An 18,516-nucleotide genomic window follows, 5' to 3' on the forward strand; every position below is an offset into this window, starting at 1 on the left:
ATATTATATACTGTTTTAATAGTTAAAAGTATCGTTACAATTTAACCACTTTATATATTAATCCCTGATTCATTGAATTCTCTCCTAGCCCATCTATTCTAGGTAAACTAAGGGGATTATACAAAGCGAAATATCATCAACATAAATTTATATAAGTAATGCAAGAAAAGATACATGCAAAAACACCTTTCATTAATAGTGAATGAAAGGTGTTTTTGCATCTTAAAATATCGTATATCATTTCAATTATTTTAAAATTATTATATAAAGATCTCCCTTATTTATTGTTCCAAATTGTCTTTTGATTTACTATTTAATTTTTTGTTCTGTAATAATAAATCTTGAGAGTAATTCTGTTAATGCTTCTACCTTTTCTTTCATATTGTTCGACTGTATTGAAATTTCTTTGATCGAATCTGATTGTGATTGAATTGATTGTACTGTTTGAGTTGTTTCTCTTTCTACTTGTGCTGCAGTATCAGATACTAGTGAAAGAGACGCATTTACTTCTTCTGTGCCAGCAGACATCTCTTCTGTTGCTGCAGAGACTTCTTGAATTTGACTTGTAATTTTATCAATATCTCTCATAATAGATGAGAATGTTTGATCCGCTTTGTAGGCCGCTTCTTTTCCTTCTGCTGCTTTTTGTTCTCCTTTTTGCATGACATGAACTGTATCTTGAGTATCTTGTTGAATAGATTTGATTAAATGATTAATTTCATTCGCGGACTCTTTAGACTTTTCGGCCAAATCCCTCACTTCTGCTGCAACCACTGCAAACCCTTTCCCATTCTCTCCAGCACGTGCCGCTTCAATAGCAGCATTTAGAGCAAGAAGATTAGTTTGCTCGGCAATATTAGTAATTGCATCCAAAGCTGTATCAATCTGTTGTGTACGTGTAACAAGTCTATCTATTACTTTTGATGTTTCCTCGACAACATCATGAACACTATTCATTTGAAGAATAGAATGTTTTATCACTTCACTACCTTTATGTATTTGTTCCGTGGTTGTTACTGCTACCTCAGCAACTACTGCTGAAGATTCAGCTACTGTTTGCACACCAATTGTTATTTCTTCCATTGACGATGAACTCTCTTGAATACTAGTTACCTGTCCTGCTATTTTTTCTTTTACTTCAGTAATAGTCTGAACAACCTCATTTGAAATATTAGATGCTCGCTTTGTATCTTGTAAAACCCCCTCTGTAGAAGAAATCACCTCTTGTGTTGTCGTCTTAACATTCGCAATTAATTGTTGTAGGTTATCTAACATACTATTAAAAGACTGTACAATGATTCCTAACTCATTATTTGCTTTATAAGAAGTACGTATTGTTAAATCACCTGCGGCTACTTTTTCCATATCATTTTGTAATAAAATAAGTGGTTTTCGTATAGTAAGTTTAATAATATATCCAATAAATATAACTATGACAATTGCTAAAATTGAAATAACCACAAACATTATCATTGTATTTTGAGCACTGCTATTGTTAACTTTTTGTAACTGGTCTGCATTATTACTATTATATATAATTAGTTCGCGAATTGACTGAATTGTTTTTTGCATATTAGGTTCAATTTCTTTTAGATAATAGGCATAAGCTTCCTCATTATTAGATTTCCCTAATTCTTGTGCTTTTTCCATCTGAGTTCTTAATTCATTAAATGCTTCATGAAATGTGTTATATAGTTCTTTTTCTTTATTAGAGATAATTTTAGCTTCATACTGCTTTAATAACTGATCGTTTTCCTTACGCATCCCATCCATTTCTTTTATCAAATCGTTCATTCTTTTCTCATCTTTGGATAGCATTATTTCCATAAAGTTCATATTAACATGGTAAAAGTTAGATTCTATGGTTCCTATCCACTCGATTGATTTTAAGTCATCTTCATACATATTAGAAGAAGCACTTTTTCCTCTTTCTAGACCCCATCCGCCTATTAGGGATAATACTATACAGGAGATACAAGATATAAGTATTAATATGTTTAGTTTTGTACCAACCTTACTGTTTGCTAAAAATTCCAATTAAAACTCTCCATTCTTATATATAGTTCAGGTAATATATTGTATACTAAGAATCTAAAATATACGATATTAATTTTTAAAATATAAAAACATGTATAATTCTGAAAAGTATTATACATCAAAATGTTTAAATTTGTAAAATTTTATCATTAACATAATACTCTTTTGTATAATGTATAATGATTTTCTATGTGTCTTTTTAAGGGTACTGCCACATCACTAGTACCTAACAAAAATAAACTACCCTACAATAATAAAATTAAGCAACTTGTACGAAATTTTATTGTTCTGGAGTAATTCTAAATTCTTAAGTTGATCGCCATGTGGTGCTACCCTTATTAGAAATTAAACATCTTTATTACGGCTATACGGAAGACAGTTTCAGGTCTTTTCATCTGATAATTATTCCTTTCTAATTCAAAATAAATATCTCGTAATTTCTCCACCTACAGAACTACTTACATGTGAGAATTCCTCTAACCCAAATGTCTCCTAATTCACTAGCTGTCTCTATACTTATATACCAACTAACAGGTGAAATTATAATTTCATATACTTACCAATAATTATCCATTTATATTTCCACATGAATAAAACCCTATTTAATTATATAAAAAATACATAATTAAATAGGGTTTGGATTGTTTCAAATTTACACTAACAGATCTGCAATGAGGTACCTACATTATTTTCTCGTTTCATGTGCTTTTCTAAATAAATCTTTGTTGTTTGAATGTTTTCATGCCCCAATGTTTGCATTAAATGATATAAATCTGCACTTCCTTGTTCAACTGCCATGATTGCGAATGCATGACGGAATGTATGTGCCGTTACAGGATTTTCACGATACTGTAGAAACTCTAAGTTTGTCTTTTTTATCATATCTGTTACTTGATTCGATAGTGTTTTAGAGTTATAAGTACTTCCTCTTTGATTTTTAAATAACGGACTCTCATCCCCTTTTTCCAATACCGTTTGACATCCCCTTCTCCGCCTCATTTCACAAATACACTGGTATAAGTGTTCCGAAATGAAAAGTTCACGTACTTTATCTCCTTTTCCAGTGACTTTTAACCAGTACTTTCCGTCATAATGTAAATCTTTCACTCTCACGGTGCACAATTCTTGAATTCTTGCACCAGTACTTGCCAGAGCAAGTAAATTGTATAGTGTACTACATGTCCTCTTTCTTTATAAAACCCTAAAATTTTCATAACCTCATCATAGGATAAGTCCCGATTTGGCCGATCCTGCTCATTTACATTTGCGCGCTGCAGTTCCTCATGAAGAGGCTTTTCAATGTAAGAAAATACATGAAGATGTTTTAGAAAAGAACGAATGAGCATTGTATTTACCAATATGCCAAGGTTGCAATGTTTTCAATAAAGAGTCATTTTTCTGTACCTTTTCCCCATTCAATGCAAATTCTTCTGCATGCTGCACCATGCACTGACAAAATGACAAGATTTCAGACATATAACTCTTTTTCGTATCCTCTTTTCTATTCTTCTTCTCATCCATATCTTTTTGTAAATGTACGAAATGATAAATGACCTCCAGGTCACTTAAATACGTATATTTACTCTTTCCCTCTTTTTCCGCAACCTCCATCTTTCTTCCACCATATCTACATAACGATTATTATGCAGATATGGGGCGATATCTCTTATATCCTCTAAATATATATCTATATATTCACTTTGTTTATTTATAATAGATAAAATTTCTTTTTAATTTTTATTATTCATATTTCAAATTTACCTCTCCTATTGAAGATTATAATAATTAATCTCTTTATTACCTATAATTATTATTTCATTTTACTTCTATTAATTATACAAATGATAATTCATTTTTCTTCTGTAAGAACGCTACATTCTTCTCTATATACTTATACTTATATTTTTTTATAATTTATTAGTAAATATATATTATTTACTAGTTAACTTCTTAACTTTGATAGTGATTTTATAATAAAAACAGCTATAAAAATTTATTAATATATAAAATAGATTAAAAACATATTCAAAATACAAAAATGAATAAAATGTTTAATAAAATCTATTTCTTATTTTAAATACAAATCAGATTCTGATATGATATATACATACCTAAAATATTAGCAAACAATAGTTATGGAGGTGTCCTTTCATGACACAAGATTTATTATTCATTACAAAACCTACTGTAACGACAAAAGAAGCAGCCAACTTATTAGGAGTGACGGTACAAACAATTTTAAAAAAAGAAAAAGATGGATTAATAGAATGTGTATATAAAGATAACTGGAAGCAATTCGGTAGTAAGATTTTCTATTTAGAGGATATTGAACGTTTAAAAAATAAAAATGAGGTTAAAGGCCTTAGCACGAAAGAAGTATCTGAAATTCTTAATGTTGCACCATCTACTATCTTTACATATATCAAATCTGGAAAATTACCCGCAACAATGGTGAAAAAAAGAGGAAAACAAGTATATCTTATCGATGAGGAAGAGCTAGAGATTTTTATACTTGATTATGAAAAAAACAAAACAAAAGAGCGAAAAACATTCATTACGAAAATTCAAAATGCAGATATATACTTATATCAATTATTAACGCATCAACATAACGGAAAAGCAGCTAGGGTAATAGAAATCAATGGAGCAGACGGGAAGATTCTTACTGAGGACGAAGAAATTTTTTCTCTATCCACTTATAAGGAACATGATTACACCTTTGAACCCTTCATTAAAAAAGCGGTAATTACAAAACGAGGGTATTTATCTTTTTCATTTAAAAAACCTCAATTATTTAATTCCATTACTTATAATTTAATAAACTTATTTTATAAGGAGCTAGGTGTCACAAATATGCGATTGAGTATTTTATCAGATACTATCAGATTAGAAATTAAACCTTTCGTATTACAAGTAGATCCATTGCAGTTTCAAGAGGAGATTAGGTACTTACATTCTCATATGAAATCTGGCACGATCCTTCCACATGTAGAAGGTATTTACTTTAAAAGTAATGTAGAGCCATTAACTTTTCATGCAGATCATGAATTCAAGCAAAAAGTAGTTGAAATGGCAGCGGAAGCTGGTATGAGACAGGAAGAATTCTTATTACAAGCTGTAAAATCTTATATGACAAATTTTAAAAAACACTAAATCTACTACTTATTAAAAGAAGCGTAGAAATAAAATCTATCTACGCTTTTAAAATTGTTAAATTTAATTATCCTATATAAGTATCTTCAAACACTTTTTGTTTTTAAGGTACTAAATCGTTGGTCTGTACAAAATGATAGTAAAATTCAAATTTTAAAAAGTATCTCCCGTTACTCCTATTGGCATTTAAATTAGAGAACAGTTGATAAAGTAGGGGCAATTAAACTTGAATTTACTGTAGAGCCTTATAAAAATCCACTCACTTTTGACGTTTGTTACCTTCCAAAATATTTGTCATTCCCAATAAATACAACAGTGTGAAAATATCATAAATATAAAGTTGTACCTATCCAAGTTTGTAAATTTAAGAAATTAAACCGAGAAATTTGTAAAATCTTTTTTATTTCCAGAATTGACTTATTGAAATTATAAGAACATAAAACGATTAATACTTTTTAGAACACTCAAATAGTCACTTAACTTAAACTATCTATGAATTATATACCTAAAGCTTTTACTACAGTAGAAATAGAATTTCAGTATCCAAGAGTTCATTAAATAGGAATTTAACGTGAAGATAAAATTTATAGTGAAAGTTTTTGTGCCTCCCCTTGTTGTTGTAGAAAGACATGAAAATGGATACTTTTTAGACAAGAAAGTGGATACTTCTATTCCTATCATTGTTTTGGGACAAGAAAATGGGTACTTTTTTATAAAGTATTTTTTCAGTTTTACCGTTATGTTATGTCCGGCGCCACAAAACTAGGTACTTATATGATAAAAACTTAGGTACTTTTTAAGATGTTTAGTATATCAGCTGGTCCCCAAGTTTGTATCGTCAGACAGATTAAGAAAGTATCTAAAAACCATCATACTACAAGTACTGTTAAATCAATATTCTACGTTGAGAATTTAGTTTGTAATTTCTTGTTTTAGTACAATGGTCAATTTTAGATTGACTTAATTGTATCAACTTAAGAATGAAGAACGAAAAAAGACATGGAATGCACCATGTCTTTTTGTTTAAATATGCACCGAACTATTTCGTTGCATATCCTCTAGTGAATACATATGTTTTACCACATCAACTGTAAACTGAGTGATGTAATCAAACTTGGAAATTCAGACAAAGATTCAAGACTCTAGATAAAGAAGATATTATTGAGTACATATGATTCAATTTTTCTAAGAGTAGCTCATTTTATTTATTGAAGGATATTTTGATATTTATTCATATAACTTACTCTATACGGCTCTGATAAAGCATTTATTGCCATCCATAAATGTTTTTTCGTTTCTAATTGTTGCATAGGAATATCTTTTAAACTAGGATTGTTTAGAATTACTGTTGCTGCATTATCAATTCTCTTCATAAGGTCTTCTTCTGGATTGTTTTGAAGAGAAGAATTTTTTAATCCCCATTTTGTCATAATGAAACTGTTTGTTTTACTCGAAGGATTAATGATATTAGCTTTGCTATTTAATCGGCTTTTTGTTTCATCATGATAAATCTTGATTTGATAACCTTCTTTTAAAGGAATAACGTCTTTCCCCATTATTACATTTGTTCCTTCCATTTCTTTTGTGTAAATGTTTTCTCCTTTATCATTAAATACCTCAATCGATGCGTATTTTTCCCCTGCATAGTAGCTGTGGGGAGTTTTAGAAGTAATCATAAAAGTAGCTTGTTGCTGGTTCATATCTGTATGTAACTCAGCAAATTGATCATCGCCTAATCCTAAAAATATAATTTTTTGATTAACAAGATTACTCACTTCAATTTTGTTAATGTCAATCGATAAAGAGTTATTCTTTTCCTTTACGTAAGCGTAATATTGTTTGAAATGATACTTTCCATCCTTCCCACTAGGAATCTCGACGGCATAAATACCATTTGGAACATCTTGAAATTTGATATCTTCTGTTTCAATTTTTTGTTCTTGAATAACTTTATTTCCTTCTTTTAACTGAATTTTTTCTCCTTTAAAGCTTTCTATATGACCAGTATTCAAATGGATGTTTAAGTTTCCTTTTAACCCTAGTGGGGCTATTTGCTGATTTGTAACCAATTCAAAATTAGAATTGATTAAGATTTCGGGATCCACTATCGCTCTTGCTTCAGCTAATTGAGCTTCAGGTACAATATCAGCTAATGAACTAACTGCCTGATAGCCTTTTGCTCGGTTTATCTCTGTTTGAGTATCATTAGGGTCTAGACCCCAACTTTCGAAAACAGGTGTAAAGTCAAACTGACTATGCTCACTGTAATACTGGTTCATTAAATCTGGCAAAGGATAATCCCTTTTATTGAAACCATCTTGGCTAGTTAATTTCCGATAACCTTGATACATTTTTGTAAAAGCTTCATTTCCGGCTTTTTGTTTTGCCATAGATAGAAGAATGAGCTTTTGCCTTAAATCTAAATCATTATATTTTTTATTTTCCTTCATTACAGCATTATATAGATTTTTCTCAACGGTTTCCTTTTTTCCAAAGTCAAATAACCAGCCAATATGATCTGCCTTTTTACCGTATTTACTATATTGATATTGGACACCAAACAAATTATTAGAGACTTCCCCTGTGTATATTCCTTGATTATCAAAACCAGCTTGATAGCCATGCGCAATCTCATGTAGCGTTCCCCAGCTATTTTTAGCTAACCAAATCTTTGTGTTATCTGTACTATTTGCTGTCCAATTGGATCCATAGTAGGCACCACCAGCACCATGTAAATCTGCCTTTAAGAAGTAGCGATTTTGACTTTTTTTATTTTCAGGTGTTGAGCCATCCAAACCAATAATCGAATCATACATAGCAAAAATATCTTCATAATAATTGATTAATTCATCCAAAGATTGAAAGTCCTTTAAATATCTTAGTGATTCTTTATCTTGTTTAGGCACAAATAATTGAAAACTCTTTCCTTGAATTAATGCATACTCTCCATCAAATTGATCCCATGTTTTAAAAAACTGAGAAACGCTCCCTTTTTCTTGATAAATAGGAAGGAGTTTCTGAGATTGTTCACTCTCTATCTGATACTCCAACTTAGCACCATTTTCACCGTAAGGGGTATCTATGAACGGAACTAAAGGTACATTTGCTTGAACCGTTACCCATTCGTTCCCTACTTGAATCGATTTCTCTTCTTTTGAATCATTAGATAACAAACGTAGTGTTAATTTCCCTTTAAAATGAGGATTCGTTTGTCTTACCTTTAGAGGCGTGTTTTCTTGCAAAATAAAACCTAATTCTTGCCGATCATGGTATTTTCCTTTGCTTATTCCCGCCTTAAATATCCAGGTCGGCTCTTCCAAACTAAAAATTTCTTTTATATTTGTTTGTTCAACTTCTTTATATCCATCTTTGCCTACTACATCTACAAGTGTTTCAATACGACGCTCTCCTGCCCAATTCCCTTTTGGTATATCTTTAAATGTTACTTCCTCTGCTTTTACTCCTCCTGTTGACAATAGGGCTGTTACAAATATTGCACCTGTTACTACTACATTTTTTGCATTCATTTTTCTTATCCTTTCCTTTATAATTTTATACATAAATTATTATATACAGTTATTTTGATTATAAGTTGCCGTTTATTTGAATATTTATTGTCTATTATCTACACAGGATAGCTCCACTGCCTATCAAACTAAATATTTTGAGGTATCCCTAAAACAAAATTTTATCTCATTTAGTTATTCAAGGGATTCAGCTCATGCTCTCGTTTAAAGGAACAAATAACTTTTTAACTTCATGGGTATTTCTTGAATCGTTTGGAAGCAAATTCCGTTTATTTTTTAATATTAATTGCAAAATGTAAAGTACGTTTTCCGTTTTCATCAAATCCACTTTGTTGCTGCAATCCCGCATAGCTACCAGCTTCTCCTATTGGTTCCAATTATGAACAGTCCAATATGTATAAGGTGCTGTCTGAACAGGCGACCAGTCTATACTAATAATATCTGAGGAAACACTGTTTTTAGGTGTAACATAAACGCTTGGCGCATTCGCATGGGACGCTGCCTCTATATTAGAAATTGATGTTCCGAACATCGAAAACATGGTGCAGGCCGCTGTAATCGCAAGAACTTTTATTACTCTCTTTCATTATTTATAACTACTTTTAACAATAATTATTTTTATATATATATATATATATATTAATTTAATGATATATAAATGAGTATGTAGGCTCAAATGTGAACAGCACATATGCAACAAAACCCCTAGAACTCTTTACTTAGGAATCTCCCACTTTCACTTCGTTTGGAAGTGAAAGTGGGAGTAGTTCAACTGCTAATACATAGACCATTTTGTGTTTTGGTTTGATTTTCAAAAATGTTAGTCTAAATTATATCCGAATTCATTCTTTTCTACGACACATGTCTATGATTTTATGAATCTAAGTCTATTTGGAAAATTATAAATCTACCCGCAGTAAGCGTAACAAACACTCTATCTTCTTGAACTTTAAATACAGATTTACTAGAAGCATAGTTATTTATTTTTGTTTGCGCTTGAATTGAAATATTATTTGCATCGTCCACATGCACCAACAAAATGTCACCAGAGGAACTAATTACTAATGCATGCTGCCTTTCAAGAGCTACTACTTTATCCCATTTATACTTCTTATTGTTTTTGTCAGACAGCACTGATCCAGAGTCATCAATCTTTTTTCCGTTTTTATCAAAAAGAATGATATTTGACCCTTCTCCTACAGCCAACATTTTTCCATCAGAAAGTTTGTCAACAGAATGGATCCCATGTTTAGGGAATCCCCAATCTCCTGATTCAATAACTTTTCCATCGTTAGCTGACATAATTTGATAGTTACCTTTATCTCCTACCATTAAGAGTTTTCCATTCGTAAACTCAACTGTATCATTAATATTCCAATTATTTTGCCACTTTCCTGTTCTAGCTACTTTCACTTTCGGAGTTGAATCTAGAAGTGTATAATACCCGTCATTATGCACTAACAAAATTTGTCCATTCGATAATTTTTTAACAAATCTCGGAGTACGTGGATCTGATAATTTCCCTTTCTCTAAATCTCTTCCATTTGATCCTACAACTTTCCATTTTCCTTGCATACCAGCAATGAAAATTCTATCATTGTCTATTTTCACCATACCTTTGGTAGTAAAACTAGGACTAACTTTTCCTTTTGAATCCGTTTGTCCATTTTCAGTACTAAGAAAAGCATAATCATTGGAACTCACAGCATAAATTTTTCCTTCATTAATCGGTACTGCGTTTTGAATAGTGCTGCTATTAGCATCCCATTTATTACTTACTACACCATACACGCTTGCTGCGCTTGCACTTGTAGGAATTACAAATAAGGCGCTTACAAGTAGAGAAGAAGTTAGTTTTTTAATGTTAATCATTTTTTCCACTCCTATCAGATATTAGTTACTACTCACAAAATATAGTACCATAATTTACCTTATATAGAATATGAATATATTCATATTTATAAATCGATTTAAAAAACTTGATAATAAATAATATTTTAAAATCAGAAAAGAGGGCCGGATACGCCCTCTTTTTTCTTACTTCACATATACATAGACTTCATTTGCAGTTACATAGTATGTTGTTCCTTTACTGTTGTGTACTTTATATTGTTTCGTTCCACTCTACAGCGTAAAATAGTTTTCACATGATAAATCATACTTTTAAATAATTTAGATAATTTCAGTTGATTCAATTAATTTTTTTGTGTAAGCATCTCTATCTGCATGCATCCACTCCTTTGCTACAAAATAATCAACTATTTTCCCGTCTCTAAGTACCAGGACTACATCACAAAATTCTAAAACAAGCGAAATATCATGTGAAACAAAAATAATTGATAATTGCTGCTCTTTACCAACTCTCTTTAGTAGTTTCATTATTTTTAACTGTGTTGTCATATCAAGGCTTGTAACTGGCTCATCACATACAAGAATTTCTGGATTAGCTAACAATGATCGTGCAATACAAATTCTTTGTGCCTGTCCCCCACTTAATGAATTACTTTTCCTTTTTAAAACGTCAGGTTGTAAATTCACCTCTGCTAATAATTCCATAATTTTTTGTTTGCGTTCTTTTGTAGCAAGTGAAGTGAAATTAAGCAATGGCTCTTCTAAAATCTGTTGAACAGTCTGCTGAGGGTCCAGTGAGGAAATTGGATTCTGAAAAACCATTTGTAACCTTTTGCTTATCCATTTTCTATCTTTAGCGGTTGCTTTAATTACTCGATTTTGTATCTGTACTTTTCCACTTGTATATGGATGAAAACCTGATAAAATTCTTGTCAGTGTACTTTTTCCGCCTCCAGACTCTCCTACAACGCCTAATTTTTGTCCTTTTTTAAGTAGGAAAGAAACGTTATCAAGTACCTTTTTTCCTGAGTGTTGAAATGATGCAGAAATATTTTTTACTTCTAAAAGCATTAAGAACCTCCCTCACTACCCTGAAAATCAGGAATTTTATTCCATAATTCTTTTGTATAACTGTGTTGTGGATTTTCTCTAATGGTAGAAAGCGGTGCTACTTCAATAATTTCACCGTTCTTCATCACTGCCACTTTATCTGCAATTTGGTCCGCTAGGCGTAAATCATGTGTAATAAACAAAATGGACATTTTATATTTTTCTTTTAACTCTAATAGTTTTCGAATAACTTTTTGTTGGTTAATTGTGTCTAAACCAGTCGTTGGTTCATCAGCAATTAACAAACGAGGCCGTAGTAACAATGCCATACTAATCATGACACGTTGATTCATCCCCCCACTTAACTGCGAAGGATAAGCAGCTGCTATTTTTTCGGGATCAGAAAAATTCATTTCCAATAGTTGTTGAAATACTTCTTTCTCTGCTTCTTTTTTTCCTAATGACTTTTTACTTCTTAGCACATTCAACATTTGGTTTCCAATCTTTAAAAACGGATGTAATGCCAGTGTGGGGTGTTGATAAATTAGTGCTATTTCCTCCCCCCTGATTTTCTGCCACTCCTTTTCTGACAGCATTGTCAAATTGTTTTTTTGTTTATCTAACGTTATGGCACCATCTATCTTTATTTTTCTCTTGTCTAATAATCCCATTATTGTGCGAGAAGTAATTGATTTACCGCTGCCAGATTCCCCAACTAAACAAAACATCTCCTCTTTGCAAATATGAAAAGAAATATTTTTTACCAGTATATTCTCACCCGATTTGATGGAAAGTTTCTGCACGTCGAGTAATATATTGTCAGTCACTTACTTTTAGCCCCTTTCCAATAAAATAAAATAACATAACAAAAATGGTAATACAGGAAGCAGGAATCAAAGTAATCCATGGGGCAATCTGGAAATAACTTTTGCCGTCAAGTATCATTCCACCCCATTCTGGCAATGGTGGTTGCGCTCCTAAACCAAGAAAAGATAGACTGGATATCATCAGAATAATGGTCCCCATATCTAAAAAAAACAGTTCACGAATAAGAGGCAATGTGTTCGGTAACAGATGTCGGTAAATCAATTTGATTCCAAATGTTCCACTTAATTGTGCAGCGAGAATAAACGGTTGATTTCGTATAACAACCGACACGTTACGTACAATTCTTGCATATTGAACCCACCAAGAAATTAGAACAGCTACTAACGTATTAACAAGCCCTGGACCTAAAATACCAGTAATGGCAACAACAAAAAGCAAATTCGGTATAGAACTGAAGGAATCCATGATAGCAGTCATTATAGTATCTATTTTTCTCCCCCATAAACTACTAATAAGTCCAAAGAATGTCCCTAAAATAGAAGAAAGTATTAAGACGATGGCCGGAAAAAGCAAAGTATACGGTGCTCCAATAACAAGTCTAGTTAATATATCTCTCCCTAAATGATCCGTTCCAAACCAGTGAAGGGAATTTGGGGGCTGTAATTTCTCTGACGCATTTACTTCATATGGGTTATATGGAGTGAATAAAATTCCTATTATTATTACAAAGATTAACAAAATAAAACAAGTTATCGGGAGAATCCATGCTGCTTTTTTCATCATTCTCTTCCCCCCTCTTTCCACTTTTGACGTGGATCTATACATCGTAATAGCATATCAATTATTAAATAGATAAGCATAGTAAACAATGCCATTATTAATGTAAAACCTATAATAACTGGATAATCCCTGACAGAAACTGCATGAATAATATAATTCCCTACCCCAGGCCAAGCAAAAATAGTTTCAATCACAATAATTCCCCCCCACAAACTACCAATATTAGCAGCTATCACCGTTAAAAATCCATGAATACAAGGCAAGTAGAGAGTTCTACTGTATAAAACTACATTTTTTAAACCTCTTGCTCGAGCCGCTTCGAAATAAAGACTTTCTATTACTTCCCCTATTATTTGACGGAATAATTGCACAAAAACTGCACTAAGGGGTAAGCTAGCAGTTACAATAGGGAGAATGAAATGTAACCACGTATCATCACCATAAACAGGGGTAATTTTCCAGTGTATAGAAAATATTAATACCAATAATAGTCCAACCAAATAATTTGGCAGTGATGATAGAAAAATAGATATATTGCCAATCCATTTGTCCCATCTACTTCCGTTATAAAGAGCGGCATAAAAAGAAATGATGATCCCAGCCAACGTTGAAATAGCTAGAGAAGGTCCAGCTAATAAAAGTGTGCCATTTATTCGTGAAAATATTTCTTCTACCACAGGGAGGTTCGATTGGTAAGAAAGACCAAAATCGAACCTTATTATTTTCATTGCCCACTCTATATATTGATTTAATAATGATGTATTATGACCAAGTTCTTCTCTTAGATTAGTCAATTCTTCGGTATTTATAATTCCTCCACGCTGTAATAGTATGACCATTTCTGGTGAACCGGGAATTATTCGAACAAGAAAAAACAAAAAAATACTGAGAAAAAATAGAGTTAAAAAAATGATAAATAATCTGTTTAGAGTAAAACGCCACATCTTCTACTCTACCCTTTCTAGGTTATTCCAAATGACCGGGTCATCAATGATTGGTCCCCAAGTAAAACCTTTAGTATCAGCACGATGTACAAAGATATCATTTGGATAGAAAAGAGGGACAGTCACTGCATTTGTATTCATATAAGAAAATACTTTATCATATGCTGCCTGACGTTCATCATTAGTCATAGCTTTGCCAGCTTCTATAATATAATTTGACAGATTTTCATCCGTATAAGCAACACCTTTCCCAACACCTTTTACCACAAATAGGGAATCTAGAAAACCTTGTGGATTGAGACTGTCCGCATAGGTTCTATAGATTAATAAGTCATAATCTCGTTTTTCCCATAAATTATTATAATAGGAGGTTGACTCCATGCTATTAAGTAAAATTTCAACTCCGGCTTCTTTCAAATTACTTTGTATACTTTCTGAAATTTGTTTCCATTCAGGAAATTCTTCTGTTTGGAAAGCTAGCTTAAGCTTTAAAACCTTCCCGTTTTCACCATATCCCGCTTCTTTCAATAATTGTTTCGCTCTATCTAGGTTATAGGTATAACCTGAGTTATTCGATTCTGTCACAAAAGGGACAGTCCTAGCAAATAAACCTTTAGCTGGTAATCCGTTTTTGTCTAATACCTTATCTGCTAAATGCTCTTTATTAATGGCATAATTCAACGCTTGGCGAACTTTAACATCTTGTAAAGCTTCTTTTTGATTATTGATTGCAAGAAAATAACTCATTGTACCCGGTTTGGTTTCTACTTTATAGGCATTATTATCTTTAAATACATTTAAGGCTTGATATGATATCTTGCTCATCTCTCCTCCTGCTATTTGAATGCTTCCTTCTTGCAGTGCTAAAGAACGAGTTTGCGCATCAGGGATAACTTTCCAAATCATCTTTTTATTTTTAAAATTATATTTCCAATAATGTTTATTTGGAGTTAGTACCGTCTCTTTCCCCTTTTTGTGAGAGTCGATTTTCAATGCGCCACTGCCAATCGCTTTTACAAACTTACCATTTGGATCTCCGGCAGGTTCCACAGAATTTGGACTCATTACCCGGAGCGGACGAGCTGCTGTTAACTCATTAAAAATCAAAACACTTGGTTCAGAAAAAGTCATTTTAACAGTATAGTCATCTATTTTTTCCGCCCTATCCAAAGTCGCTGCTGTTTTTAACCAAGCATGTTCTTTTTTGCCTTTCCATCTATTAATGGAAAATAGAAGAGCATCTGCATTGAGATTAGATCCATCAGAAAACTTGACATCATTGCGTAAATGAAAAGTATATGTTTTCCCATCTTCCGAAACCTCCCATGATTTAGCCAATGCAGGTTTTATCTCCCCATTTTCTCCGTATTCTACTAAAGGATCATACACCGCAGTATATAATGGCATGGATCCATCATAAGAAGCTGCATCTAATTTATCTGCACCACTATCAGATGTTAGCGCCACTTGAATCGTATCTTTATTTTCCTTAGTTGTAACTTTACTGCCTTCACTGCATCCTGCTAAAACAAAAACTAACAAAACAGTCAACAATGAAGTGATTATCTTTTTATTCATTACAAACCCTCTTTCTAATTTTATATTTCAAATCGTAATGATTACGATTATCATATTAAAGGTGGGTTTAGTTTGTCAATATTTTTTATCAGGAGGAGTAATATGGAAGAAATAAAAAGACATCAAAAATACTGGGACAACAGTGCTGAAATATATGATGGCATTATTCAGGAAGAACTAAGTGGATTTAAAAAAGAAGCGTGGCGACGAATTTTAGAAGAGCATATTAGTATGAAAGGTCCTCTTAAAATTTTAGAAATTGGTACTGGTCCAGGTTTCTTTGCTATTTTATTAGCTCAGATGGGACACGAGGTTACTGCTTTAGATTTTTCAGAATATATGATTAAAACTGCAAAAAAAAATGCATTACAATCAGGAGTTTCTGTAAATTTTATTCATGTTTCAGATGCTTCTCCTTTCGATGAAATAGAGTCATATGATGTTATTGTTTCACGTAATGTAACTTGGACGCTTCATTATCCGGAAAGAACATACACAGAATGGTATAATTGGTTAAAAAAAGATGGTCAATTACTAATCTTTGATGCAAATTGGAATATCACATTAGCTAAGAAAATGCATGCCGAAATTTATCAAAACGATATTGAGAAAGCAAAACAATTGGGATTTCCAGTTTATGATGAAAAAATATTATTTAGCGAAGGAGATGAGATTGCTAAAAATTTACCACTCACTTTTGCTATGCGACCAGAATGGGATAAGGCAGTACTATTTCAGTTAGGATTTCGGGATATTCAAACAAGACAAGATTTTCACGAATTAATCTACACAAAAGCTGAGCAAGTTGCTTATGCTTCTATACCGTTTTTCTCCATTATTGCTGTTAAATAAACAAAATGCCTTATGATGTGAGGCCTGAAAATGGGATGCACATCATAATACCTAAACTACCTGTTTCTTATATTCTTTTTGGGATAGGTAGTTTAATTTCTCCTGAATTCGCACACAATTGTAGTAATGAGTGTATTCTAGTACAATCTTTCGCACAGTTGTGTTAGGTACTTTTGTTAGCTTTTGTGAGTAGTTCAAAAGTAATACAAAAATACTACCTCCAAATTGTAGATAGTATTTTTGTATTACTCTGGAAAAACAATAGATACATCTTCTTTCTCTTTTTGGTTTAAATCTTCTTCTGGGAATGTTATAGTTGAGCTTTTGTCCCCTTTACTTTTTATTTCTTCATCTGGAAATACGAAAGTTGAATTTTCTGCTTCCTTATTTTTTTCTATTTTCTCTGGAAATGCGATAGAATCATTGGGAGTCAAATCACTTTTAAATCCAAGATTAGACAAGATAGCTTTTAAATCTGGTAAAACCCCTATTCTATCAGATGATGGGTTATTAGATTTTGTTCCTGTATTTGGATTACTTAAAATAGCTCTTAATTCCTCTGGTGTATATGCTTTTCCTAAGTGTGCTTTTGCAATTCCTTGAATCGATACGGCAGCTCCTGCGATTATAGGTGAAGCGCTAGAAGTACCACGAAAATTAGTAGTGTAACGATTAGTTACCTTCTGATCTGTAATCTTCTCCCCCTTGCTGTTTTGATTTTGATATGTATCTAGTGTATCAACATATTCTCCCCAACCATATACATCAATTCTACTACCATAGTTAGAGAAATCTAAACGTTTATGAGGAACTCTTGCAGTAGATGCACCAACTATAATAGCTCCTGAATCTTTAAAATCGGGACTGTTGCGATTGAAAATTCGCTTACCTCCAAAATCTTTAAATTCATCTAAATCATTCCCACCATTTCCAGCAGCTTCTATAATAATGATGCCTTTATCTGTCCCCTTGCGAATTGCGTTGAACATACTTGGATACACTTCTACTGGTAAAGGTTTATCTCCATATCCAGGATATTCGAAAGATTCTTCTATTAATAGAACATCTCCGGCATGTAATGAATCTACAGCACTTAAAATAGCATCTCTTACATCAATTTTTCCATTGTTTCGAATATCTGAAATGATTTTTACCTTTGCTTTTGGTGCTATTCCAATGTTTCCAATTCCATTATCGGCCGCAGAAACAACGCCTAGAACTGAAGTACCGTGAGAAAGGTCATTACCCATTTTCCCAGACATAAATTCAATATTTTGACTGACTAAATCCTCATGATTTAGTAACCATCCTTCTTCTAAATCTACAAAAGTAGCTCCTTGACCATCGCCTCCCTTAATTCCCCAAGCATAAGGTGCATTAATTCCTAATCTTCCAGGTAGCCCTGCTTCTAAATCTACAAAAGTAGCTCCTTGACCATCGCCTCCCTTAATTCCCCAAGCATAAGGTGCATTAATTCCTAAGGGTGCCTCTTCCAGGTAGCCTTGTCTTGAAAGTCTAGGTTCATCATAGGGATTAACTGATAACAAAGGAAATTTTGAGCCAATTGCTGTTTCGTTTAAATTCTTATTGGAACGTACTTGTATTTTTGTAGAATCATCATTAGCAGCATGTGCTGTATTTGTTAAAAATGTATTACCTATCCCAGTAAAAGTTGTAAGTGCAAGTGAAGATATTAACATGCCTTTAAAAACTCTCATTTTGTCCACCTCTAGTTTTCGTACGAGTTTTAATAAAAATAATTTGAATATATATTTCTATTAAAAAACATATTTAATAATGTGTATGAATTTTAAATTATTTTATCTAATTATAAAAATTTAAAGATATTTATAACTTTTTGCTATGTTTACATAATCCATAACAACTCCATTCATATTTATAATTAAATGTAGTAC

11 protein-coding genes and 4 pseudogenes are annotated in these 18,516 nt (G+C 32.3%); 2 read left to right on the forward strand and 13 right to left on the reverse strand.

Translation table 11 applies throughout. The features are described from left to right. Positions 1-309: 309 nt before the first annotated feature. Both DN403_RS26140 and DN403_RS26145 read right to left on the reverse strand, forming a co-directional pair. Positions 310-2,037, reverse strand: a complete 1,728-nt coding sequence (locus DN403_RS26140; protein ID WP_098292059.1) for a methyl-accepting chemotaxis protein — start codon at positions 2,035-2,037, stop codon at positions 310-312. A 652-nt stretch (positions 2,038-2,689) separates the two neighbouring features. Further along, positions 2,690-3,761 (reverse strand): annotated as a pseudogene (locus DN403_RS26145) (tyrosine-type recombinase/integrase). A gap of 427 nt (positions 3,762-4,188) precedes the next feature. Here DN403_RS26145 and DN403_RS26150 point away from each other — a divergent pair. Beyond that, a complete protein-coding gene (locus DN403_RS26150; protein ID WP_149185896.1) occupies positions 4,189-5,190 on the forward strand; it encodes a helix-turn-helix domain-containing protein in 1,002 nt (333 codons plus the stop codon). A gap of 1,205 nt (positions 5,191-6,395) precedes the next feature. Here the strand turns inward: DN403_RS26150 and DN403_RS26155 are convergent. From DN403_RS26155 to DN403_RS26195, 9 genes and pseudogenes are all read right to left on the reverse strand, one after another. Then, positions 6,396-8,717: a putative mucin/carbohydrate-binding domain-containing protein gene (locus tag DN403_RS26155; RefSeq protein ID WP_149185897.1), complete on the reverse strand. Its 2,322-nt coding sequence runs from the start codon at positions 8,715-8,717 to the stop codon at positions 6,396-6,398. A gap of 284 nt (positions 8,718-9,001) precedes the next feature. Then, positions 9,002-9,258 (reverse strand): annotated as a pseudogene (locus tag DN403_RS26160) (DUF3472 domain-containing protein); the annotation flags it as partial. A 332-nt stretch (positions 9,259-9,590) separates the two neighbouring features. Continuing rightward, positions 9,591-10,589 carry a hypothetical protein gene (locus DN403_RS26165; protein WP_000608213.1) on the reverse strand — a complete coding sequence of 333 codons (999 nt, stop codon included), beginning with the start codon at positions 10,587-10,589 and terminating at the stop codon, positions 9,591-9,593. Positions 10,590-10,754: 165 nt separating this feature from the next. Beyond that, positions 10,755-10,841 (reverse strand): annotated as a pseudogene (locus DN403_RS31965) (N-acetylmuramoyl-L-alanine amidase); the annotation flags it as partial. Between the two features lie 48 nt (positions 10,842-10,889). Continuing rightward, positions 10,890-11,639, reverse strand: coding sequence for an ABC transporter ATP-binding protein (locus DN403_RS26175; RefSeq protein WP_149185898.1), 750 nt, complete (start codon positions 11,637-11,639; stop codon positions 10,890-10,892). Next, positions 11,639-12,445, reverse strand: coding sequence for an ABC transporter ATP-binding protein (locus DN403_RS26180; protein WP_002164366.1), 807 nt, complete (start codon positions 12,443-12,445; stop codon positions 11,639-11,641). The genes DN403_RS26175 and DN403_RS26180 overlap by 1 nt, the downstream gene beginning before the upstream one ends. Continuing rightward, the gene (locus DN403_RS26185; RefSeq protein WP_000975954.1) at positions 12,438-13,229 is read right to left on the reverse strand and encodes an ABC transporter permease; all 792 of its coding nucleotides are present in this window, start codon (positions 13,227-13,229) and stop codon (positions 12,438-12,440) included. Before DN403_RS26185 ends, DN403_RS26180 begins: the two co-directional genes overlap by 8 nt. Continuing rightward, positions 13,226-14,170, reverse strand: a complete 945-nt coding sequence (locus DN403_RS26190; RefSeq protein WP_000267990.1) for an ABC transporter permease — start codon at positions 14,168-14,170, stop codon at positions 13,226-13,228. Before DN403_RS26190 ends, DN403_RS26185 begins: the two co-directional genes overlap by 4 nt. 3 nt (positions 14,171-14,173) lie before the next feature. Next, on the reverse strand, positions 14,174-15,748 hold the full coding sequence (locus DN403_RS26195) for an ABC transporter substrate-binding protein (RefSeq protein WP_149185899.1): 1,575 nt from the start codon (positions 15,746-15,748) through the stop codon (positions 14,174-14,176). A gap of 102 nt (positions 15,749-15,850) precedes the next feature. On the opposite strand from DN403_RS26195, the gene DN403_RS26200 reads away from it, so the two are divergent. Then, entirely contained in the window at positions 15,851-16,600 is a 750-nt protein-coding gene (locus DN403_RS26200) for a class I SAM-dependent methyltransferase (RefSeq protein WP_149185900.1), read from the forward strand. Between the two features lie 51 nt (positions 16,601-16,651). On the opposite strand, the pseudogene DN403_RS26205 reads toward DN403_RS26200, so the two are convergent. Continuing rightward, positions 16,652-16,792: pseudogene (locus DN403_RS26205) on the reverse strand (IS3-like element ISBt2 family transposase); the annotation flags it as partial. 53 nt (positions 16,793-16,845) lie between these two features. Next, a complete protein-coding gene (locus DN403_RS26210; protein WP_346655100.1) occupies positions 16,846-18,318 on the reverse strand; it encodes a S8 family peptidase in 1,473 nt (490 codons plus the stop codon). Positions 18,319-18,516 lie beyond the last annotated feature (198 nt).

Origin of the sequence: Bacillus sp. AY2-1 (assembly GCF_008368965.1) — a bacterium.
Lineage (GTDB): Bacteria > Bacillota > Bacilli > Bacillales > Bacillaceae_G > Bacillus_A > Bacillus_A thuringiensis_S.